The sequence below is a fragment of the Thermasporomyces composti genome, from assembly GCF_003386795.1.
Taxonomy (GTDB): domain Bacteria; phylum Actinomycetota; class Actinomycetes; order Propionibacteriales; family Actinopolymorphaceae; genus Thermasporomyces; species Thermasporomyces composti.
The window spans coordinates 1347646-1368999 of sequence record NZ_QTUC01000001.1 but is presented as its reverse complement, the minus strand read 5'-3'; the positions used below and the strand labels follow the sequence as shown (position 1 = coordinate 1368999).

Genomic DNA, 21354 nt, shown 5'->3' with positions numbered 1-21354 from the left:
GGCCCGGCCTGGCATCGCTTCGGCACGGTCCGGCGTGCCGTGGCGAGAATGTCGTCAATCCGCCGGAGCGAAAGGAACACGATGGCAGCGTGGCAGGAGTGGAGCTTCGACGGCACGCGCGGACGTATCGTCGGGCGCACCTGGCCGAACGACTCAGCGCGGTACCTGGCCTTGCTCGTCCACGGTTATGGCGAGCACATCGGCCGCTACGAGCACGTCGCGGACACGTTGGTGCGCCACGGCGCCGAGGTGGTGGGCGCCGACCACATGGGGCACGGACGCTCAGCCGGCGAGCGGGTTCTCATCACCGACTACGAGGAGGTCGTTGACGACCTGCACACCGTCGACGAGCGCGCGCGGTCGGCGCGGCCCGGGCTGCCGGTCGTCCTGATCGGCCACTCCATGGGTGGGATGATCGCGACGCGGTACGCCCAGCGGTACGCCGACACCTTGTGCTGTGTCGTGCTGTCCGGGCCGGTGCTCGGGGTGTGGTCCCCGACGAAGCTGCTCCAGCTGGACGAGATCCCGGACACGCCGCTCGACATCACGACGCTCTCGCGCGACCCAGCCGTGGGGCAGCGCTACGCCGCGGATCCACTCGTGTGGCATGGCCCGTTCAAGCGCCCAACCCTGCAGGCGCTGGCGACCTGCCTGGAGACGATCAACGCGGGGCCGCGGCTCGAGCTGCCCACGCTGTGGGCGCACGGCGGTGACGACCAGCTCGTCCCACTCGCCGAGACCCAGGTCGGCATCGACCACATCCGCGGCTCGCGGTTCACCGAGCGGATCTACCCCGGCGCCCGGCACGAAATCTTCAACGAGACCAACAAGGACGAGGTGCTGGCCGACGTCACCGCGTTCATCGACCAGCACCTGCCTGGCTGAACGCTCAGGTCCCCGGTCACACGCTCGGGTCCCCGGTCACGGTGGCGGACCGCCGCCGGACGCTCAGATCGCCGTGATCGTCCAGGTCGCCTGGTGGCTCTCCCCGGGGGCGAGGACGACCAGGTCGATGTGGGAGTTGAACGCGTCCGGAGGGCAGGTCATCGGCTCGACCGCCAGGCCGGACCGGTGCAGCTCGGGTTCAGGGCGGTCAGCGGTGTGCACCTGCACCCACGAGCAGGTGCTGTCCCACGAGATCTCGACGCCATGACCGTCACCGGCCACCACCCGGGCTCGCGTCCGCCCGTCCTGGTCGGGCTCCAGGCCGGTGAACGCGTGGTCGATGAAGGTGGTCCCGATGGGACGGGGCTCGCGGAAGTCGAAGCTGGTTCCCTCGACGGAGCGCACGCGCACCGGCAGGAGACGGTCCGGGGTCACCTCGAGGTACTCCCGCGCGGGGAGCTGGAGCGTCCAGTCGTCGACCTTGCCGTCGCCGGCCACCAGGTAGGGATGCGGGGCGCAGCCGTACGGGGCCTCGGTCGTGCCCGCGTTGTGCGCGTGCAGCCGGATGGTCAGCCCATCGACGGACAAGACGTAGGTCACGGTGAAGTCGAGCCGGAACGGGTAGCCGTCCTGCGGGAACAAGCGGTAGCCGAGGACGACCTGGTCCGCGGACCGCTCGAGCAGCGTCCACGGGGCCCAGCTGACCAGGCCGTGGAGGGCGTTGTGACGGGTCGGCTCGTTGAGCGGGAGCTGGTGGCGGACGCCACCGAACTCGTACGCCCCGTCGGCGATCCGGTTGGGCCACGGGGCGAGGAGAGCGCCTCGATACACAGGGCGGATCTGGTCGACGGCGAACCCGGCGACAAGGGGCCGCCCTTGGTAATGGAGGGTGCGGAGGGTCGCACCGACCTCACTGATCGTCGCGGTGTAGCCGAGAGCTGCGATGGAGTACTGATCTCCGCTTGGCTGCACGAGGCGTTGCCTCCACTTCGGATCGACGGGTCGACGTCATGGCCACGAGCAGGTGCCCAACGGACGGTACCGAACCCCGACGGGATGATCGCCGTGGCGTCGGGGAGAGCGGCCGCGACCGCAGCGACATCAGCCGCGACGGCAGCGACGGGGCGGTCAGCGACCGTTGAGCAGGCCAGCGCGGCGAAGGGCGTCGGCCAGGGCGGTGTCGGGTACGGCCGTGCCCCGCGAGCCGTCGCGGCGGCCGCCGCGCGCTGTGGCGCGCCGTGTCCCACGTCCACCGCTTCGACCCTCTCCGCCCTCGGCGGTGCCCCCTCCGACCTCGTCGTCGAGCCGCAGCGTGAGAGAGATCCGCTTGCGGTCGAGGTCGACGTCGAGCACCTTGACCCGGACGATGTCGCCCGGCTTGACGACGTCCCGGGGGTCCTTGACGAAGCTCTTCGACATCGCCGAGACGTGGACCAGCCCGTCGTGGTGGACGCCCACGTCGACGAACGCGCCGAAGGCCGCGACGTTCGTCACCACTCCTTCCAGCACCATGCCGGGCACGAGGTCGCTCAGGTCCTCCACGCCCTCTGCGAACGTCGCGGTGGTGAACTCCGGTCGCGGGTCGCGACCCGGCTTCTCCAGCTCGGCGAGAATGTCGGTGACGGTGGGCAGGCCGAAGGTGTCGTCGACGAAGTCCTCCGGCCGGAGGGAACGCAGCACCGGCAGGTTGCCGATCAGGCTGCGGATGTCACCGCCGGTTCGGTCGAGGATCCGGCGGACGACGGGGTAGGCCTCGGGGTGGACGGCGGACGAGTCGAGCGGATCGTCCCCGTCCCGGATTCGGAGGAACCCGGCGCACTGCTCGAAGGCCTTCGGTCCCAGCCGCGGAACCTTGGTGAGCTCCATGCGGGAGCGGAACGGCCCGTGGGCGTCCCGGTAGGCCACGATGTTCGCCGCGAGGCTCTCGGTGATGCCCGACACCCGGGTGAGCAGTGGCACCGAGGCGGTGTTGACGTCGACGCCGACCGCGTTGACGCAGTCCTCCACGACCGCGTCGAGGGACCGGGCGAGCTTGGTCTGGGACACGTCGTGCTGGTACTGCCCCACGCCGATCGACTTCGGGTCGATCTTGACCAGCTCCGCGAGCGGGTCCTGCAGCCGACGGGCGATCGAGACCGCGCCGCGCAGGGAGACGTCGAGGTCGGGCAGCTCGGCGGCGGCGTAGGCCGAGGCAGAGTAGACCGACGCGCCAGCCTCGGAGACCATCACCTTGGTCAGGCCCAGCTCGGGATGCCGGCGGATCAGGTCGGCGACGAGCCGGTCGGTCTCGCGGGAGGCGGTGCCGTTGCCGATCGCGACGAGCTCGACCGCGTGCTTCTCGGCGAGCTGGCGAAGCGTGGCGATCGACTCGTCCCAGCGGCGGGCCGGCTCGTGGGGGTAGATCGTGTCGGTGGCCACCACCTTGCCGGTGGCGTCCACCACGGCGACCTTCACACCGGTCCGGTAGCCGGGGTCGAGGCCCATGGTCGGTCGGCTGCCGGCGGGCGCGGCGAGCAGCAGGTCCCGCAGGTTCGCCGCAAAGATGCGGACGGCCTCGTCTTCGGCCGACTGCCGCAGGCGCATCCGCACGTCGATGGTGAGGTGGACGAGGATGCGGGTCCGCCACGCCCACCGAACGGTGTCGGCCAGCCACCGGTCGGCGGGACGCCCGCGGTCCTCGATGCCGAACCGCTCGGCGATGCGGCGCTCGTACTCGCTCGGGCCAGTTGGGGCGCTCGCCGGGTCAGCGGGCGGCTCGTGAGGTAGGAGGGTGAGCTCGAGCACCTCCTCCTTCTCGCCGCGGAAGACCGCGAGCACCCGGTGCGAGGGCATCGCGGTGACCGGCTCGGCGAAGTCGAAGTAGTCGGCGAACTTCGCGCCGACCTCCTCCTTACCAGCACGGACTTTCGACACCAGCCAGCCGCGGCTCCACAGGAGCTCGCGCAGCTCGCCGATGAGGTCGGCGTCCTCGGCGAAGCGCTCGACGAGGATGGCCCGAGCGCCGTCGAGGGCCGCGGCCGGGTCGGCGACGCCCTTGTCGGGGGCGACATACGCCGTGGCGGTCGCGTGCGGGTCGAGCGTGGGATCCGCGAGCAACGCGTCCGCGAGTGGTTCGAGCCCGGCCTCTCGCGCGACCTGCGCCTTGGTCCGCCGCTTCGGCTTGTAGGGCAGGTAGATGTCCTCGAGGCGAGCCTTGGAGTCGGCGGCCAGGATCCGTGCCTCGAGCTCGGCGGTGAGCTTGCCCTGCTCACGGATCGAGGTGAGGATCGCCTGCCGGCGCTCCTCCAGCTCCCGCAGGTAGCGGAGCCGTTCCTCCAGCCAGCGCAGCTGGGTGTCGTCCAGTCCGCCGGTGGCTTCCTTGCGGTAGCGGGCGATGAACGGCACGGTGGCACCCGCGTCGAGCAGCTCCACCGCGGCCTTGACCTGGGCCTCGCCGACGCCGAGCTCCTCGGCGATGCGCTGGTGCGGCGCGAGCACGCGGCCGCCCGTCGCGGTGCCGCCGACGGTCGCGTGCGAGGCGCTGGCTGGCGCGGGAGGAAGCTGCGACCCCGTTGTCGTCGTCACGCTGCGATCCGCCTTCGTCGTCGAGTGGACGCCCCCGATCGCCGGCCTGGGACACCGACGTTCGGGTGGCTCGGTGCGGAACGGCAGCATAGGACCAGGCGACGACGGCGAGGACACCCGACGTCGCCTGGCCCCAGCGCTGGGGTCGGTGCCCGGACTCTCGTGCGCTAGGCCCGTCCGCCGATACCGAGTGCGGCGAGCAGGACCAGCAGCAGCGTGACGACGGCGAACACGCCGTGCAGGTAGACCACCGGCTTGGGCAGACGCGACTCCGCCTGGTCCCCGGGGTGCTCGCCGACCCACCGGCCGAACAGCACCGCTCCGCCGCCCACGACGAGCAGCAGCAGGGCGAACGACACCCAGGTGAGCGGGCCGACACCCGTGGCCAGGAACACGATCCACAGGACCAAGCCCGCGACCGCGAGCAGGAAGTGGCCGAAGACCAGGGCGGGCGGGAACGCCGTCCCACGGGCCTCGCGAGGCGCCTCGCGCCGTCCCGGGACCGTCGTGGTGGCGGTCCCTCCCGCGCCCACGCCGGCCGCGCGGAGACCGCCCGCGCGTGCCCACAGAGTCAGCATGGCGGCACCGAAGACGGCGGTGACCAACCAGGTCACGAGTGCGGCGGTTGCCATGAGAAGCCTCCTTCTCGCCTTTGCTGGGGTGTCACCCCACGCACGTGGCAGGACCCGGGGAGCCACGGCCGGCCCCCCAGGAGCCCTCACCGGACCCGCGAAGCCTCGGTCCGCCTCAGCGAGCCCATGTCAGACCTCAATGCGCCTTGGCGGGCACGGTCCGGAAGCCCTCGGCTTGCCGGGTCTCGTCGGCGACCCGCACGCCGTACCCGTACGCGAGCTTCCCCCCGAGGTAGCCCGACCATCCGAGCAACGCCAGGCTGACCGCGGAGAAGACGACGAGTCCCCAGCTCACGGGTCCGGTCACGGGGTCTCCGACGCGCAGGAGCAGGTTGATCACGTACGCGGCGACGACCACGATGTTGATGGACATGTGGACCAGCCCGGTGCGGAACGCCGGAGTGCGGCCGGGGATGGCGAAGAGGTCGAGCAACCCGAACACCGCCGCGGCGAGGGCACCGAGGATGCCGATCGCGATCAGCCACCTGGCCCCTTGGGTCAGGAACGCTGGTGTCGCGACGACGTGCGAGGCCAGGTCGAAGATGAGCGCCGCGAGCCACGCGCCGATCGGCACGGTGATGAGGGCGGGATGGACCGGATGTCCGTAGGGTCCCGCGAGCCTCGTGACCGGCCGCTTGGCCAGGCGCGGCTGGGACTGGGCTTCCGCCATCGCTGGCTCCCTCCTGCCGGGACGCTGCCCGACGCCTCCCAGCAGTCTTACCGATTGCGTCGGTCCTAACCGCGCCTCACCCTTACCGGGTGAAAGCTTGGGATCGACAGGGGGCGATGTCCCGGGAGCGCATGGACGATGGTCCGTTGACGTGGTCCTCTCCCGCCACCATGGGCCTTCCGTCGATCGGCGGACAGTGGCCGCTGTCGGTCCGATGGGTGGCTACCGGACCGCGGTGATTCTTCGGGACGATCGGAACGGGCCTTGGGGAGGCCTACGGTGGAGGGCGTGTGGTGACCCCTCGGTGAGCGAGCCACGTATGAGCATCGGAGGGACGTGTGGAGGTTCCGAGCGTCGAGCATCTCGTCGCGACCTGTCACCTCGGTGAGGTCCGCGCGCCGGCGCGCGCGCACGTGTTCGTCGCGCCGTTCCCGTGTCGCATCGCTGGCGCGGGGTTGGTCACGACGAACGACGTGCCGGAGTCGGCGAAGGCGTATCTGACGGTCGCCCTGTCGCGGCAGCGATATGGCGAGACACGTGTGATGGTGCGCAAGACGACCTTGCCGGAAAGCGGCGAGGGGATCCAGGCCAACACCTACTGGCACTTCGACGTGTGCGAGTGGGACTCCGAGGCGCGAGAACTCCCAACCGGATCGGTGGTGTCGCTGTCTGTCGAGGGAACAGGCCCGGTGACCGGCTTGCGCGGCGTCCTCGTCGTGGTTCGCTACGAGCCGACCTGACACGTCGGTGTGCCCCGACACTTCGATGTGACGTGATACTCCGATGTGAAAGGAGCCACCCGTGTCACGGAGAAGACCGTACCTGCCACCGCCGGAGTCGACGGTTCACCTGATCGGCGACGTCCACATCGGCGGGATCTCACCACACCGTTGTCAAATCGTCCTTGACGACCTGGACAAGGAGATGGTCCCCACGACCGTCGCCCACATCCAGCTCGGGGACATGACCGATCTGGGCACTCCAGAGCAGGACGCGCTCGCACTCGAGTGGCTGAAGCAGCTGGACGCGCCGTGGTACAACGTGCTCGGCAACCACGACAACTTCTGGCGTGACGCGTCGGAGTGGGCCGCCGTCTACGGCTGGCCCTCGCAGAACTACACCGCCGACCTCGGTTTCGCCAAGCTCATCGCGGTCGGCCCAGGGGAGCCGTCCTGGGGCAAGCTGCTGCGTCTGTCGGAGGAGACGTTGCGGTGGCTCGACCACGAGCTCACGGCGGCGCACGGGACGGACTGCATCATCGCCTGCCACGCTCCGCTCGCGGAGACGGTTCTCGGTGACGACGACATCCACTACACGTCGCGGATGCCGGAGTTCCAGATCCACGACAACGAGGCGATCCTCGAGGTGCTCGCCGCTCACCCCAACGCCAAGGCGTGGATCTCCGGACACACGCACTCGCCGATCGAGGTGCCCGGGCTGATCACCACCAAGGTTGTCGGTGGGCACAAGCTCGCGGCGATCAACACCTCGGCGCTCTACTACGTCGGCAAGCGAATCACCTGGACAGCGCCACTGATCACGCTCTACCTGACCTGGTTGGGCGACCGTGCCGAGGTGCGTTTCCGCAACCACGGTGCCGGTGTCTGGGACGGCCCACACGGCCTCCGAGTGGTCGACATCGACCTGTCGTGACTCGGCTCGCGGTCGGTCAGGCCGGGAGCAGGTGGCGGACGTCCTTGGGGACGATGGAGCGAACGTCCTCCCACTCGCCCTGGGAGACCTGGTCGCGGATCGCCGACAGGACCGTGCGGACCAGGTGGTCGACACCGTTTGGGAGCTCGAACCGGAACTCCTCCCGAACCCGACCCAGGAACTCGTCGGCGTTCATCTTCATGGGGGTCTTCGTCGGGTCCCAGCCCTCGTAGTAGATCCCCTTGACCAGCATGGGGAGCTGTGCGCCGAGCTGCGGGATCTCCTCGACGGTGAGCCGATCCCGCAGGGCTTGGAGGACCGTCCGCAACGCGGCGTACGACTGGTTGCGACGTTCCTTGGGCCAGCCGTACGTCTCCTCGATCTTCCGCAGGATGTGGTTCGTCTTGTCGACCGTCTTGTTGAAGGCCGCGTATCCGGTCTCCGCCACCGTCGGACCTCCTTCCTTTCGTGCTGGAACGTCACGTCGGTCGGCCACGTCGGCACGTGGCTGGAACGGTCAGGTCGAGCGCAAGGCCGGGAGCAGGTCGCTCTCCGCCCAGCGCAGGAACGGGCTCTGCTGGTCTCCTCCCACCTGCACGAGAGCGACGTGGGTGAATCCCGCGTCCGCGAATGACCGGACCGCGCTGACGACCGCCTCGACGTTCGCGCCACAGGGGATGGCTCGGGCGACGTCCGCTGTGGTGACGAACGTCGTGGCCTGCTCGAAGGAGGCCGGGCCGGGAAGCTCGGACATGACCTTCCAGCCCAGGCCGAACCATCGGAACTGCTCGTGCGCGCGTCGGCGGGCCGCGTCCTCGTCGGTGTCGTAGCAGATCGCGAGCTGTCCGATGCGAGGCTTGCCGGCACCGCCAACCTCGTCGAACGCGGTCGAGAAGTCGGGGTTGGGCTCCGTCGCGATGAGCGCGTCGGCACGTGCGCCCGCGAGCTCGATGGATCGTCGGCCCGACACGGCGATGCCGATTCTCGGCGGAGGGTCGGGAACGTCCCAGAGCTTCGCGGACTCGACGGTGAAGTGCCGTCCGGTGTAGCGGACGTAGCCGCCGCGCAGCAGGGATCGGATGATGTCGACCGCCTCGGCGAGCATCTCGTGGCGGACGTCCACCGGTGGCCATCCGCGACCGACGACGTGCTCGTTGAGGTTCTCTCCCGCGCCGAGGCCGAGCGTGAATCGCCCGTCGCTGAGCAGTGACACCGTCGCCGCCTTCTGGGCCACCACGGCCGGGTGGTAGCGGAGGAGAGGACAGGTGACGTAGGTCATGAGCGGGATGCGTGTCGTGGCCTGGGCGGCGGCGCCCAACACCGACCAGGCGTAGGGCGAATGGCCCTGCGCGTCCAGCCACGGGAAGTAGTGGTCGCTGATGACGGCGAAGTCGAATCCGGCGTCCTCCGCGTTCCGGACGTCCTCGACGAGCTGCGAAGGGCCGGCCTGTTCGCACAGCATCGTGTAGCCGATCTCGACCATGGCGCCTCCGCGGGACGGCCGTTGTCCTCGACCACCGGTACCCGGCTGGCGCGGGGACAATCGTCGCCCGGCCCGGGAGCGGGACGACTCACCCGAGTCCGTGTGATCGCCGGTCTCCGGCGTCTCGGTTCAGGGGCGGAGCGTCACGTCCGCGGTCGCCGGGCGAGCACGAGGAGGTCGACGAGTCCGGTCAGCGCGACGACGCCACAGATGCCGGCGGCGACCCATTCGCCCGTGGCCGTTCCGTCGGGTCGACCGGCCGCGAGCGCGAACGCGATGGCGCCCGCGGTCCCGCCGAGGAGGGCGGCGACCGCGAGGACCCGACGCAAGCGGTAGGCACTGCGCGCCGTGGTCGGCTCGGTGCCTGTGCGCTCTGGCATGGCGTCGCTTGGTACCCGCGTCCTGGTGCTTCACACGGTGTCATGCCGCGGCGTGGTCTCCCGTCGGCCCGGGTGGCTGTGGGTTGCCGCTTCGACCGGATCCGGACCGCGCCGGCGTGTCCCGTATTGAAGCGGTGACGATCCGTTGACGACGTGTGTCCGGGATTCCTAGCGTGATCACCGGCTGGTCGAGCGGGAAGGTGGCGTCATGACGCGTCGTCTGGCTCCGGCATGCGTCCTGGGTCTGGTGGTGCTCCTCTGCGCCGGCGCGGTGTTCGCCTCACCCGCCTCGGGCGCGCCGGCCGCGAGCGCCGGAGCGTCCCGAGGGCACGAGTCGCTCGGGACGGTCGAGGAACGGCAGGCGGTCTCCGCGACGGGAGTGGGCGCTCTCGCGACGGGCACGCTCCTCACCGGAAAGGTCTCGCTCTATCCGCGCGCCATCCGGTTGCGTCACTCGGGCGCGGCGAACGGTCGCATCATCGCCAGCGTCGTCACCTTCACCGAGCGGGGTGGCGAGGGCGCGATCCTCGAGAGCGTCGACGATGGCCGCACGTTCCAGCAGGTCGGCAGCATTCCCGCCGCCCAGCAGGCGGGGACCCAAGGGCTGTGCTGCGCGAGCATCTACGAACTGCCCACCCAGGTGGGGGACCTGCCCGCCGGCACCCTCTTGTGGGCCGGGAGCGTGGGCCAGGACGCTGGTTCCGATCGGCGGATGACGCAGCGCGTGTGGCGGAGCCACGATCTCGGTCGGACCTGGACCTACCTGTCGACGTGCGCGGCGTCACCGAACGCTCGCGGCATGTGGGAGCCGGAGCTGTCCGTCGACAGGTACGGCCGGCTCGTCTGCCACTTCGCGGATGAGACCGAGGGGCCGGAGGGGAGCCAGCGGCTGGCGCGCACGGTGTCGACGGACGGCGTGACGTGGAGTCCCGTGCACGAGACCGTGGCGAGTCGACCGGGGCTCGGCCGGCCGGGGATGCCGATCGTGCGCCGCCTGCCCGACGGCTCCTACGTGATGGTCTACGAGATCTGCGCGGCGCCCGGGCAGTACGACTGCGCCCTGTACCTTCGCAGGTCGGCGGACGGATGGGACTGGGGTGATCCCTCCGATCCCGGCAGCATGCTGGTCGCGGCGTCCGGTCGGTACTTCACGCACACCCCGAACCTCGCCGTCGTGCCGCGGAGTGACGGCGGTGCCCGGCTGGTGCTGGTGGGGCAGCTGCTGCAGGACCCGGACGGGTCCATCGCGGCGGGCAACGGGGCCACGCTCATGGTGAACGAGCGTGACGGGTACGGCCCGTGGCGGGAGGTACCCGCACCGGTGGCGGTCCCCGGGGCCTACAACAACTACTGCCCGAACTACAGCTCCACGCTGGTGCCCTCGACCGACGGTAGGAGCATTCTCGAGATCGCCACCGACTACGCCGAGGACGGCGTGTGCAAGGCGTACTACGCCACCGGTCGGCTTCCCGGCCCCACGAGCCGCTGAATCATCCTCGGCAGCCGGTCACGGTCACAGCAGCTGACCGTTGCGGCGAGGGCACGTCCGCGGCCGGCCCGTGATCGCGCTCGAGAGCTCTCTCGGCGTCGGCGACGTCGATGGAGGGAGCGTCGGCGACGGAGTCTCCGTGGGCGTCGGCGTGTCGGTGGGTTCCGGACTGTCCGTCGGCCCTGGCGTGTCGGTGGGCTCCGGAGTCCCCGTCGGCTCTGGCGACTCGCTCGGACCCGGTTGTGGCGTCGGCGTCGTCGGCTCGGGCTCGGTCGGCTCGGACGTCGGGGTGGGCGTCGGCTCCGGCGAGGGCGTCGTGGGTGTCGGAGTCGGCGTGGGTGTCGGCGTACTGGGTTCCGGCGTGGGTGTCGGCTCCGACGTCGGCGTGGGCTCCGGCTCGTCCGGTGGCGACGTGGTCGGGCGCGGGTCGGGCGGCTCCGACGGCGGTCTCGACGGAGCGGGCGGAGCAGGGCTGTCCGAGGACGTCCGCGACGGCCTCGGCGCGGGGTCCGCCGATCGAGTGAGCACGACGTGGACCCGGGTCCCGACCGGCACACGGGTTCCAGCCGCTGGCCGCGTCCTCGCGACGACGAGGTGGCCAGCCGCCGAGGACGATGGTCGGCGGACGCGTCCCACCACGAGGCCCGCGTCCGTCACCTTCTGGCGCGCATCCCGGATGTCGAGGCCGCGAACGTCGGGGACGACGGACCACCCGCTCGCCACGACGAGCGACACGGTCGAGCCTGGCGGCACCTGCGTACCCGGCTTTGGCGTCGCGGCCAGCACGATGCCCTTCTCGTGGGGGGAGTCTCGCTCTTCGACCGTGCCCAGTCGCAGGTCGGACTCGGCCAGCACCTCTCGGACCTCCTCGACCGGGTGCCCGACGATCGGGGGAACCGTCGTCGGGTTCGGTCCGGCCGAGATGAACACGTCGACCACCGTCGCTTTGGTGACCGTCGCGCCAGCGGTGGGGTCGGTACGGGTCACGTACCCGACGGGCACGGTGTCGCTCGCCTCCGTGCGCTGGGCGCCGACGCGCAGTCCTCGCGCGCGCAGCTGCTGGACCGCCTCGTCGAGCGGCATGCCCGCGAGGCGTGGCACCACGACTCGCGGGTTCGCGGCGGCGACCGCCATGTCCTGCGGCTTGTCGCTCATCCGCCAGACGGCGACGGCCCCGACGAGGCCCAGCAGGATGACGATGCACACGGCGAGAAGAACCCCGCGTGGCGACCGACGCGTGCTCGAGCCGTCGTCGAGGGCAGTGTCGAGGACGTCGGGTGCGGCCGGCGATCCCGAGAACGAAGATCCCGAGAACGAGACAGACGACGGGGTGAGGGCGAACGGGTCGTCGGTCGACCGCGCCGATGTGGACCTGGCCGCGCCTGGCCCGCCGTCCACCGACGGAGCGGCCGGCGCCGGGACGCGTGGGAGGTCCGTGGGCGGACCGTCCTCACCTGGAGTGGTTCGCTGCCCCGCCGGTTCGGCGTCAAGCGGCGAGACACGTGGCAGGTCCGTGGGTGGGCCGTCGGGGTCGGGTGCCGGCTCAGCTGACCGACCCACTGTGGGCAGCAGGATGGTCGGAGCGTTCGCCGAGCCGGGGGCGTCCGAGGACGACGCGCCGCTGGCGGTCGTCGTCTCCTCGGAGGCCGCGGTGTCCGCTGTCGCGGGCTCGTCGGACGCCTCGGTCGACGCGCTCTCCGGCGACGAGTCGGCCTCGCTCGTCTCGGCCGGCGCGGCGGAAGACGACTCGGCCGGTGCGGGCTCGGCGGCGGAGGACGTCTCTGGCGTACTCGCCGTGGGTGGGGCTCCGCCAGTCTGCTCGTCGGAGGATGTCTCCTCCGACGCCGACGACGGGAGCGGCCCGCCGGCGGGTGTGGGGGTGGGCACCGCCGGTGGACCAGGTGGTGTGGGGCCTCCCACGTCGGGTGCGGGCGGACCGGCGGTCGGCTCGGTGTCGGACGGCTCGGTGCCGGTCGGCTCGGTGCCGGTCGGCTCGGTGCCGGACGGCTCGGTGTCGCTCCCGGCGGGGTCCGACGTGGGCAGGGAGCTGAGTGCGGAGGCCGCGTCATCGAGGATCTGCTGGATCCGCGCGAGCCGTTCGCCGACCTCCAGGAGGGCCGTCCGCATCGCGGGCGCATGGGGATACCGGCGAGCCGGATACTTGGCCAACGCGCGCAGGATCGGGATGTCGAGGAACGCCGGCACGTCCGGGTTGCTGGTCGACGGCGCTGGTGGGTTCGTCTTGGCGTGAGCGCGCACGAGCTCGGCGACGCTGTCCGCCTCGAACGGCGGCCGCCCGGTGAGGAGGTGGACGAGGAGGCACCCCACCGCGTAGACGTCGCTTCGGGAGTCGGCCTCGCCACGGGCTTGTTCGGGCGCCTGGTACGCCACCGCTGCGGTGACGTCGTCGCCCCGTCCGTCGGACGCGGCCAGGCGCGCCGACGCGGCGATGGCGGCGATACCGAAGTCGGTGACCTTGATGTGGCCGCCTCGGGTGACCATGACGTTCCACGGGGTGAGGGCGCGGTGGAGGACACCCTTGTTGTGGGCGTGTTCCAGCGCGTCGAGCACGTCGCACGCGACAGCCACGGCACGCAGCGGCGAGAAGGGGCCTTCCTTGGCGAGGACCTCCGTGAGCGAGACGCCGTCGACGTACTCGTGCACCACCCACGGCACGAGCTGGCCGTGCACCGTCGTCTGCCCGACGTCGTGGACGGCCACGATGCCGGGGTGCTCGAGGCTCGCAGCGGCCCACGCCTCCTGGACGAAGGAGACGACGTGCTGCTTGTCGGTGAGCAGTCGCGGGTGGAGGACACGCACGGCGACCCGGCGGCTCAGCCGCCGGTCGTGGGCGGCGTAGAGGACGGCGCTTCTGCCTGATCCGAGCCGCTCTCGCAGGACGTACCGGTCTCCGAGAACGACGACGTCGGAGTGGGGCGAGGAGCCAGGCCCGGGTACTTCGCGACGTAGCACCCGGCGTTTGTACCCGGTCAGATACGTCTTTAACAAGCAAATGGGATCTTCTCCACGCGAACCACCATCAATGTCACCGTGCATGTCACGGAGCGTGACCATGGTTTGGCGGGTTGTGCGGTGGCTCGCGCTCGTGTCACGCCGTCGAGGCCCGTCGGCGCCGCCCCGGCGTCCCAGTCGAGGGCCACAGTCGGGGGTCACGGTCGAGGGCAGCGGGGACCGACGCAAAGCCGAGTGGTCGTGGCACGGTCGCCCGTCGGGGTCCCGGACGCCTCGGGGTGGAGGGGCCCGCAAGGAGTGGTCGAGGGCTCCGTCGTCCCGCTCAGCCGGCGGAGATCGCGTCAAGGAAGCCTTGACAGCGGGAATCCCGTGGCCCCACGTCCGAGGCACCGCCACCGCGCCCACGGTCCTCGCCGCCAGGCCGTGGCGGCGAGCGACGGTCAGCTGAGGCCCACCTGGTCGAGCGGGATCTCGGCGTTGGCCAGCTTGGCGGGGTCGACCGGACGCCGTGACCGCACGAGGTCCTGGACGATGTCCATGCTTCCCCAGACGTTGACGTGCAGCCCGGCGAGCAACGTCTTGCCGTCGAGCCAGAAGGCCATGAGCTGCCCGGAGCTGAGGTCGCCACGGGTGACCACCTCGGGGGCGAGCTCCGGCGGGACGTAGCCGCTGTACTCCAGGCCGGCGTCGTACTGGTCGGAGAAGAAGAACGGAAGCACGTCGTGGATGACCTGCTGGCCCAGCATGGCGCGCGCGGCGACCGGCCCGCTGTCGTGGGCGTTCGCCCAGTGCTCCACACGAAGCCTGCGTCGGAGGAGCGGGTGCTGCCACCTGGCCACGTCGCCGGCGGCGAAGACGTCCGGGTCGGAGGTGCGCAGCGACTCGTCGCAGACGATCCCGTCGTCGACCTCCAGCCCGGCGGACTCGGCGAGCTCGGTCGCCGGCCGGACGCCGATCCCCACGACGACGACGTCGGCGGGAAGCTCCACGCCCGCGCTCGTGACCACGGACGCGACCGAACCTTCCCCGCGGAACGCGGTCACGCTCTCGCCGAACCGGAACGTCACCCCGTGCCTGACGTGGAGGTCGGCGAGGAGGCCACCGACCTGTGGCCCGAGGACGCCGTACAGCGGGGTCGGCTGCGCCTCCACGACAGTGACGTCGGCGCCGCGGGTCCGCGCTGCGGCCGCCACCTCGAGCCCGATCCACCCCGCGCCGACGACGACCACCTGTCGGGCCTCGCGGAGGCGGTCACGGAGCGCCGTCGCGTCCGCCATGGTGCGCAGGTAGTGGACACCGGCCAGGTTCCCGCCGGGAACCTCGAGACGCCGCACGGTCGAGCCGGTCGCCAGCAGCAGGCGGTCGTACCGCAACGTGGCGCCGTCGGCGAGGTGCACCTCGTGCGCGGACAGGTCGAGCCGCGTCGCCGCCACGCCGAGTCTCACGTCGATGTCGTGGTCGACGTACCACTGGTGCTCGTGGAGGACCGCCGTCTCCGGCTCAGCGTCGCCGGTGAGCACACCCTTGCTGAGCGGAGGTCGTTCATAGGGCAGGTGCGGCTCGGCGCCCACCAGCACGAGATGTCCGCTGAAGCCCTCGTCTCGCAGAGTCTCGGCAGCTCGCGCTCCGGCCATGCTGGCACCGACGATGACGAACCGCTCGTCCGTTCGCTGAGACATGCGTTCCTCCTCGAGGCCCTCCGGTGACCGGGGTGACCACGGCTCGCCTGGGGCGGCTGGTTCATCCGCGAGAGTCCGCGCCATCGGCCGCTCCTCCGTAACCTAACCCCGGATGACGCCGCCGGACGCCGTCCACGTGGGGCCACTCGTGGTGTCGCTTGCGAGACGCCGGCGTCGTGGCGAGTCGTGTCCATGTCTTCCCGGTGCTCGAGGTCTGTGCTCACGTCGGCCCAGCGCTTGCCTGGTGTCAACGTCTCATTGACATGGTTCCGCGTTCGCGTCGTCGCATCAGGTCCCGTCGAGTGTGTTGCTGGGCGGCGGTCGGGCCGACTTGTCGAGGGGCACCTCCCGCCGCGCGGCGGGGACGAGCGAGCAGGACGAGTGCAGGAGGACGCGCGCAAGAAGGACGAGCGCCGGGAGGACGGATGCAGGGAGAGGGCAGGGGGTGCGCAGCCGGGCGAAGGAGACAGGCGGCCCGGCATGACGGACGTCGACGACAGGACGCGGACAAGTCGGTCAGCGTCGGCTCGGACGCTGCTCAGCCACGAGTCCAGGGTTTTGTCCTGATCAAGATCGGGCAGAGGAAACGAGAGCGTTCAAGCCTGGACTTCGCGAGAACGAGGTGACCGCCGATGACAGCACCCATCGCAGTCGACGACATCGAGACCATCGACGGCGCCGGAAGAGTCCCGTCCCCCGAGGTCGTCGACGTCGACGTCCCAGGCCTGGAGCCGGGCCTCGGTGGCGAGGACGGCCCGGAGGGGGAGGTCAGTGGTCAGGAGCGGGCGCGTCGGCTCATCGTCGAGCACATCGGGCTCGCGCGACAACTCGCTCGGCGGTACGCGGGACGGGGCGAACCTTTGGAGGAGCTCGTTCAGGTCGCGATGGTGGGGCTGGTCCAGGCCGCCGCCCGGTTCGACCCGGAACGAGGGTCGCCCTTCTCCTCGTTCGCCGTTCCAACCATCCTCGGTGAGCTCCGCCGGCATTTCCGAGACCACTGCTGGTCTGTCCGCGTGCCTCGTCGTCTCCACGACGTGCACCTGGCCATGAACCGGGCGAGCGAGGTGCTCTCGGCCAGACTCAAGCGCGCTCCCACCATCCGCGAGCTCGCGGACGCGCTCGACGTCACCGAGGAGGAGATCCTCGAGTCGCAGGAGATCGGACGTGCGTACTCGGCCTTGTCGTTGGACTGCCCGGTGGGTGAGGAGGACTCGGCGACCCTGGGCGAGCTCGTCGGTGACGACGACGACACCTACGAGTACATCGAGAACCGCGAGGCGGTGCGGCGGATCCTTCCCCACGTTCCGCCTCGCGAGCGGCGCATCCTCTACCTGCGCTTCTACAAGGGGCGCACCCAGTCGCAGATCGCCGAGGAGTTCGGTATCTCCCAGATGCAGGTGTCCCGCCTGCTGTCGAAGACACTGCGCAACATTCGGTCGGCGATCCTGAGCGACGAGGCCGCTCCCATGACGTGGCCGAAGCCGAGGACCCGCCCGCGTGCTGGCCGCGCGCACCTGGAGGAGGCCAGCTAGCCGGAGCGGCGCTTGAGCCCTTGGGGCGTCCCTCGGTGGTCCCCACGAGGCGATGGCGAAGGTCCCGCAGGACCTCCCCTCGCGCCCCTGCACCACCGCCCGCGGATTGGGTCGGCTGATACCGAGGGCCACATCGGCGAGGAAATGGGAGACGACCATGACCGTGGCGCGGGACATCATGACCGCTGGCGCGCACTGCGTGGGTGAGCACGAGTCGCTGCAAGACGCCGCCCGACGCATGAAGGATCTCGACGTCGGAGCACTGCCGATCTGCGGTGACGACGACAAGCTGCATGGAATCCTCACCGACCGCGACATCGTCGTGAAATGTGTCGCGGAGGGGAAGGACCCTGCGAGCGTGACCGCTGGCGAGCTCGCGCAGGGTAAGCCCCACTACGTCGACGCGGGCGCCGACGTGCGCGAGGTGCTCACCATGATGGAGGAGCACAAGATCCGCCGGCTCCCGGTGATCGAGAACCGCCGGCTCGTCGGCATGATCAGCGAGGCCGACTTGGGCCGTCACCTCTCGGACGAGGAAGTCGGGCACTTCGTCGAGGCGATCTGTGGCAGCTCGTAGGTCGGTGGTTGCCGTCCGGGATGTGGTCCTGCTGTTGGCGAGGGTGGGGTTGGGCGTCGTCTTGCTCGCCCACGGCTGGCAGAAGTATCACGACCTGGGCATCGACCAGACGGCCGCGGGGTTCGCCCAGGTGGGCATCCCGCTGCCCACCCTTGCCGCGTCTGTCGTCACGTACCTTGAGCTGGTCGGCGGTGCGCTGCTCATCCTCGGGCTGTTGGTGCCCGTGGTCGGCGTCCTCGTGGCGCTCGAGATGGCCGGGGCGATCGCGTTCGTCCACGCGCCCTATGGCGTGTTCGTCACCGAGGGCGGATGGGAGCTCGCGCTGCTCACGGGCCTGCTCGCCCTGACGCTCGCCGCCTTCGGGTCCGGCCGCGTCGGTCTCGACGCCCTGCTGTTCCGGCGTCGACGGCGGCGCCAGGCGGAGCCGGTCGAGGGGCCCGAGTGACGCCGGTGGGCTAGCTGCCGAGGCGGAGCCGGGCTAGCGCGGCCGCGCCGACCGCGACGGCGTGCTCTCCGAGTGCGGCCGGAAGGATCGGGACGTTCGCCACACCCGGTAACAGGTGCGCGCGGAACGCCTCACGCACGACGGCGAGGTAGCTGTCACCGATGGCGGGTACGCCGCCACCGAGCACGACGACCTCCGGGTCGAGCAGGTTCACCACGCCGGCCAGGCTGGCGCCCAACGCCCTCGCGCCGTCGGCGATGACGCGCGCCGCCACGGAGTCGCCCTGGCGGGCTCGCGTGGCGATGGCGGGCAGCCGAAGTGCGTCACCGGTCGCGTCGGCATAGCGGCGCTCCATCGCCACGCCTGAGGCGATCGCCTCCACGTGACCTGTCGCCCCACATGGACACGGCAGGTCGTCGGCTCCCAACGCTGGCAGATGGCCGATCTCACCCGCGGTGTGGTGGGCACCGTGGCGCAGCTCGCCTGCCAGGACGAGGCCCGCGCCCACACCGGTGCCGACCGTGACCGCGACCACGTCCGCGTGACCAGCGGCCGCTCCAGCCACGAGCTCGCCGTAGGCGAAAGCGTTGACGTCGTTGTCGACGACCACGGGGGCGCGCAGCGCCGTCGTCAAGCGATCCGCGACGGGCGTGCCGGCCCAGTCGCGGAGAGCGTCGGTGGAGGAGACGATGGTTCCTCGGTTCGCGTCGACGACCCCCGCGCTTCCCACGCCGACGGCGGCGAGGGATCGTCCAGATGTCACCCGGCGGACCAGGTCGATCACCGTGGCGAGGATCGCGTCCGGCCCGTCGTTCGCCGGGGTCGGCGCGACGGCGTGGGCGTCGACCGTGCCGTTCGGCGCGACGACTGCGGCGACGGTCTTGGTTCCGCCTAGGTCGACACCCACCAGGCACCCGTCGGCCGACGATTCCATGGCTGGGAACTCCTCACCTCCCGCCGAGCCGGAGCCCGCGTCAACGCTCCAGGCTGAAGTCGACCTCGAACGTACGTCCCCACGGCAGCCGGACGCCGGTGAGCCGCCACTGAGCACCGCCGGGGAGCGCGCGCAGGTGGTCGCTGAGGCGGCGGTCGACCTCACGGCGGTAGGTCTCCGCTACGGCGGGATCGTCGAACGGCATGGACACGTGCGCCCGATAGACGTCGTGGGCGGCCAACTCGGTGCGTACGACCGCCTGGTAGGCGACGTCCTCGAGCAGCCGGTGCAGCAAGAGCCGCTGTTCGGCGAACTCGTCGTGGGTGTCCCGTTTCGTGGCGACGATCCGACTCACGAGCGCCGCCGCGACCGAGCCGATGGTGTTGCCGGCGGTGTTCCAGCCGCCGTAGGCGGCAAGCGCGCCGAGGACGCCGGCGCGCGCGAGCGCCTCCACGAGCGTGTCGTCGCCGCCGTTGGTGTAGCGAACGTCGGCCAGCCCGACCACGCGACCCCGCTCGAGCTCCCGCATGACAGCAGCGACCGTCGCCTCGACCGTCTCAGGCGCGGGTGTGGGACGTCGGCCACACCAGTCGCCGCGGTGTGGGTCGGGCGCGTGGAGGACGAGGACGGCGTCGGCCGTGTCGTCCGCGGTGTCCGCTTCGTCGAGGACGTCGGCTCCGGAAGCTCGAAGTTGGCGGCGCACCGTGACGCCGACCGGGACGTTCTCGTACGGCGCGACCCGTTCCTCGCCTCCTGGCTCCGGCACTCGCACTGCGATGCGAGGGGGCCGGTCGAGCGTGCCGACGAGCGTGCGCGCCACCAGGACCGAGCACACCTCGTCCGCGCCTGGGAAGGACTGGACGTGCTCGCCCAGCCCCAGCGCGTCGGCCCAGTGGTCCAGCCAGAGCTGCTCCAGGGACCCGGCCGAGCGCGGCGCCGTGTCGTCGGCTGTGACCAGGAGAGGCGACACCACGCCCGTGCTGGCCAAGCTCAGCGCGTAAAGGTCTGCCGCGTGGTTGCGGAGTCGCCGGGCGAGGAAGTCCCGTCGCACGTCCGCGGGCACTGCCGCCTCGAGGGCCGAACGGTCGTGCGGTTCGCCGAGGAACTGCTGATGCAGAGCGCCGCCCAGACGGTGCAGCTCGACGCCGTACTCGCTCCAATACGCGGGCTCTTCGGCCGCGCTGTAGGAGCGGGACGCCCGCATGACCGTCGTCACCGCGCTGATGGGCAGCTGGGGCCGAGCGGCGCGCACCTCGCCGACCGTGGCGAGACGTCGCACGACGTCGGTGAGCGAATCGGACGACGTTCGCGAGGCGATGAGGCCGCCGTAGCCGAGCATGTCGAGGGAGAGCACCAACGCGTCGACGTCGTGCGCTTGCTCGGTCAGCCAGCGGGCCAGCCCGTCGGCGTCCCCGGCCGCTCGCATCCTCGGCAGGAGCTCACGGGGTGGGGTGACGACCCGGGCGCCCGCGATGGCGGCGACCATTCCCGGCAGGGTCAGGTTGACGGGACGTTCGTCGAGGGGGAGCAGGCCGATTCGCACGAGGTTCTCTCCTCCTGGCGTGGTGGCGGGTCGGTGTGCGGCCTCAATCCGCTGGCGCGAGCCCTCGGCCAGGGAACCCGTCCGGGGACGCGAGCCCTCGGTCAGTCGAGGAGAAGCCAGCATCCGCGAGCGTGGCGACGTCTCGTCCGCTCGTCGCGGGGGCGACCGCTGCGAATCGCTCCGTCAGGAACTCTGGGGCCGTGATGGCCTTGCCGACGACCACCGCCCAGGCACCCGCGGCGAAGGCCTCCGCCACCTCGTCGGGATGGCTGACGAAGCCTTCGAGGACCGCCCGAATGCCGCGGGCCGAAAGCTCCCGGACCATCTCGATGTCGGGTGTGGTGCGAGGACGGGAGGTGGAGGTGTAGCCCGACAGCGTGGTGCCCACGAGGTCGGCACCGGCCTCCCAGGCAAGGACGCCCTCCGCGGTCGTGGAGACGTCGGCCATGACCGGAACGCCGAGCTCGGTGTGGACGCGTTCGCAGATCATGGCGAAGTCCTGAGGGTCGGGGCGGTAGTCGGGCGTCGCCTCCACGGCGACGAGGTGCGCGCCGGCGGCGACGAGGGCCTCACAGTGCTCGTAGGTGGGCGTGATGAAGGGCCGACCCGTCCCTTGGCGCACCTTGGCGATTCCGATGATCGGCAGTGACGTGGCGGCCGCGACGGCTCGCACGTTCGCGGTGCCCTCGATGCGCACCGCGACCGCACCACCCGCCTCCGCGCAGCGGGCGAGCGCGGCGATGCGGTCTGGTGCGGCGAGTGGATGCCCCGGGTCGGCCTGACAGGACACGACCAGGCCGCCGTGGAGGCGGTTGAGCACCTCGTCACCGACACGCACCGCCATGAAGCTCCTCCATCTCGTGTGTGGGTTCTGGACAGTACCAATCTGATTCTTTCCTTGTCTACGCGCCTGGT

The 21354-nt window shown here is 70.9% G+C and carries 19 protein-coding genes; 7 read left to right on the top strand and 12 right to left on the bottom strand.

The genetic code is table 11. From position 1 onward, the window contains the following. Positions 1-81: 81 nt before the first annotated feature. Entirely contained in the window at positions 82-885 is an 804-nt protein-coding gene (locus DFJ64_RS06005; protein ID WP_115849549.1) for an alpha/beta hydrolase, read from the top strand. A 63-nt stretch (positions 886-948) separates the two neighbouring features. Here DFJ64_RS06005 and DFJ64_RS06000 read toward each other — a convergent pair whose 3' ends face one another. The 4 genes from DFJ64_RS06000 to DFJ64_RS05985 all read right to left on the bottom strand — a co-directional run bounded on the left by DFJ64_RS06000 (position 949) and on the right by DFJ64_RS05985 (position 5751). After that, complete coding sequence (locus DFJ64_RS06000) at positions 949-1857, bottom strand: aldose 1-epimerase family protein (RefSeq protein ID WP_115849548.1); 909 nt, start codon at positions 1855-1857, stop codon at positions 949-951. A 156-nt stretch (positions 1858-2013) separates the two neighbouring features. Beyond that, entirely contained in the window at positions 2014-4449 is a 2436-nt protein-coding gene (locus DFJ64_RS05995) for a Tex family protein (RefSeq protein ID WP_281268489.1), read from the bottom strand. A 167-nt stretch (positions 4450-4616) separates the two neighbouring features. Further along, a complete protein-coding gene (locus DFJ64_RS05990; RefSeq protein ID WP_115849547.1) occupies positions 4617-5081 on the bottom strand; it encodes a hypothetical protein in 465 nt (154 codons plus the stop codon). A 136-nt stretch (positions 5082-5217) separates the two neighbouring features. Then, the gene (locus tag DFJ64_RS05985; RefSeq protein ID WP_115849546.1) at positions 5218-5751 is read right to left on the bottom strand and encodes a DUF2231 domain-containing protein; all 534 of its coding nucleotides are present in this window, start codon (positions 5749-5751) and stop codon (positions 5218-5220) included. Positions 5752-6089: 338 nt separating this feature from the next. On the opposite strand from DFJ64_RS05985, the gene DFJ64_RS05980 reads away from it, so the two are divergent. Both DFJ64_RS05980 and DFJ64_RS05975 read left to right on the top strand, forming a co-directional pair. Next, a complete protein-coding gene (locus DFJ64_RS05980) occupies positions 6090-6491 on the top strand; it encodes a hypothetical protein (RefSeq protein ID WP_115849545.1) in 402 nt (133 codons plus the stop codon). Positions 6492-6552: 61 nt separating this feature from the next. Beyond that, positions 6553-7404, top strand: coding sequence for a metallophosphoesterase family protein (locus DFJ64_RS05975; protein ID WP_115849544.1), 852 nt, complete (start codon positions 6553-6555; stop codon positions 7402-7404). 16 nt (positions 7405-7420) lie between these two features. On the opposite strand, the gene DFJ64_RS05970 is transcribed toward DFJ64_RS05975, so the two are convergent. From DFJ64_RS05970 to DFJ64_RS05960, 3 genes are all read right to left on the bottom strand, one after another. Next, positions 7421-7852 (bottom strand): DUF2267 domain-containing protein, encoded by a 432-nt coding sequence (locus DFJ64_RS05970; RefSeq protein WP_115851859.1) that lies wholly within the window; start codon positions 7850-7852, stop codon positions 7421-7423. 69 nt (positions 7853-7921) lie between these two features. Then, the gene (locus DFJ64_RS05965) at positions 7922-8887 is read right to left on the bottom strand and encodes an LLM class F420-dependent oxidoreductase (RefSeq protein WP_115849543.1); all 966 of its coding nucleotides are present in this window, start codon (positions 8885-8887) and stop codon (positions 7922-7924) included. A 143-nt stretch (positions 8888-9030) separates the two neighbouring features. Continuing rightward, the gene (locus tag DFJ64_RS05960; protein ID WP_115849542.1) at positions 9031-9267 is read right to left on the bottom strand and encodes a DUF6343 family protein; all 237 of its coding nucleotides are present in this window, start codon (positions 9265-9267) and stop codon (positions 9031-9033) included. A 208-nt stretch (positions 9268-9475) separates the two neighbouring features. Between DFJ64_RS05960 and DFJ64_RS05955 the strand changes: the two genes are divergently transcribed. Next, the gene (locus DFJ64_RS05955; protein ID WP_115849541.1) at positions 9476-10756 is read left to right on the top strand and encodes a sialidase family protein; all 1281 of its coding nucleotides are present in this window, start codon (positions 9476-9478) and stop codon (positions 10754-10756) included. Between the two features lie 24 nt (positions 10757-10780). Here DFJ64_RS05955 and DFJ64_RS05950 read toward each other — a convergent pair whose 3' ends face one another. Together DFJ64_RS05950 and DFJ64_RS05945 are read right to left on the bottom strand one after the other, a co-directional pair. Beyond that, positions 10781-13765: a PASTA domain-containing protein gene (locus tag DFJ64_RS05950; protein WP_211310510.1), complete on the bottom strand. Its 2985-nt coding sequence runs from the start codon at positions 13763-13765 to the stop codon at positions 10781-10783. 404 nt (positions 13766-14169) lie between these two features. Further along, the gene (locus DFJ64_RS05945) at positions 14170-15408 is read right to left on the bottom strand and encodes an NAD(P)/FAD-dependent oxidoreductase (protein WP_115851858.1); all 1239 of its coding nucleotides are present in this window, start codon (positions 15406-15408) and stop codon (positions 14170-14172) included. A gap of 632 nt (positions 15409-16040) precedes the next feature. Here DFJ64_RS05945 and DFJ64_RS05935 point away from each other — a divergent pair. From DFJ64_RS05935 to DFJ64_RS05925, 3 genes are all read left to right on the top strand, one after another. Next, positions 16041-16940 (top strand): SigB/SigF/SigG family RNA polymerase sigma factor, encoded by a 900-nt coding sequence (locus DFJ64_RS05935; RefSeq protein WP_115849538.1) that lies wholly within the window; start codon positions 16041-16043, stop codon positions 16938-16940. A 157-nt stretch (positions 16941-17097) separates the two neighbouring features. Next, positions 17098-17517, top strand: a complete 420-nt coding sequence (locus tag DFJ64_RS05930; RefSeq protein WP_115849537.1) for a CBS domain-containing protein — start codon at positions 17098-17100, stop codon at positions 17515-17517. Beyond that, positions 17504-17962: a DoxX family protein gene (locus tag DFJ64_RS05925; protein ID WP_211310509.1), complete on the top strand. Its 459-nt coding sequence runs from the start codon at positions 17504-17506 to the stop codon at positions 17960-17962. The genes DFJ64_RS05930 and DFJ64_RS05925 overlap by 14 nt, the downstream gene beginning before the upstream one ends. Before the next feature lie 10 nt (positions 17963-17972). Here the strand turns inward: DFJ64_RS05925 and DFJ64_RS05920 are convergent, their stop codons facing one another. The 3 genes from DFJ64_RS05920 to DFJ64_RS05910 are packed head-to-tail and all read right to left on the bottom strand — an operon-like array spanning position 17973 to position 21283. Beyond that, a complete protein-coding gene (locus DFJ64_RS05920; RefSeq protein ID WP_115849535.1) occupies positions 17973-18896 on the bottom strand; it encodes an ROK family protein in 924 nt (307 codons plus the stop codon). A gap of 40 nt (positions 18897-18936) precedes the next feature. Continuing rightward, entirely contained in the window at positions 18937-20439 is a 1503-nt protein-coding gene (locus DFJ64_RS05915) for a DUF4127 family protein (protein ID WP_170152511.1), read from the bottom strand. 43 nt (positions 20440-20482) lie between these two features. Continuing rightward, a complete protein-coding gene (locus DFJ64_RS05910) occupies positions 20483-21283 on the bottom strand; it encodes an N-acetylmannosamine-6-phosphate 2-epimerase (protein WP_115849533.1) in 801 nt (266 codons plus the stop codon). Positions 21284-21354 lie beyond the last annotated feature (71 nt).

What these genes read in the sequence shown, in the direction of transcription:
- DFJ64_RS06005 (WP_115849549.1), top strand. Translation starts at nt 82, where the DNA reads ATGGCAGCGTGGCAGGAGTGGAGCTTCGACGGCACGCGCGGACGTATC.
- DFJ64_RS05990 (WP_115849547.1), bottom strand. Translation starts at nt 5,081, where the DNA reads ATGGCAACCGCCGCACTCGTGACCTGGTTGGTCACCGCCGTCTTCGGT.
- DFJ64_RS05985 (WP_115849546.1), bottom strand. Translation starts at nt 5,751, where the DNA reads ATGGCGGAAGCCCAGTCCCAGCCGCGCCTGGCCAAGCGGCCGGTCACG.
- DFJ64_RS05965 (WP_115849543.1), bottom strand. Translation starts at nt 8,887, where the DNA reads ATGGTCGAGATCGGCTACACGATGCTGTGCGAACAGGCCGGCCCTTCG.
- DFJ64_RS05960 (WP_115849542.1), bottom strand. Translation starts at nt 9,267, where the DNA reads ATGCCAGAGCGCACAGGCACCGAGCCGACCACGGCGCGCAGTGCCTAC.
- DFJ64_RS05955 (WP_115849541.1), top strand. Translation starts at nt 9,476, where the DNA reads ATGACGCGTCGTCTGGCTCCGGCATGCGTCCTGGGTCTGGTGGTGCTC.
- DFJ64_RS05945 (WP_115851858.1), bottom strand. Translation starts at nt 15,408, where the DNA reads ATGTCTCAGCGAACGGACGAGCGGTTCGTCATCGTCGGTGCCAGCATG.
- DFJ64_RS05935 (WP_115849538.1), top strand. Translation starts at nt 16,041, where the DNA reads ATGACAGCACCCATCGCAGTCGACGACATCGAGACCATCGACGGCGCC.
- DFJ64_RS05930 (WP_115849537.1), top strand. Translation starts at nt 17,098, where the DNA reads ATGACCGTGGCGCGGGACATCATGACCGCTGGCGCGCACTGCGTGGGT.
- DFJ64_RS05920 (WP_115849535.1), bottom strand. Translation starts at nt 18,896, where the DNA reads ATGGAATCGTCGGCCGACGGGTGCCTGGTGGGTGTCGACCTAGGCGGA.
- DFJ64_RS05910 (WP_115849533.1), bottom strand. Translation starts at nt 21,283, where the DNA reads ATGGCGGTGCGTGTCGGTGACGAGGTGCTCAACCGCCTCCACGGCGGC.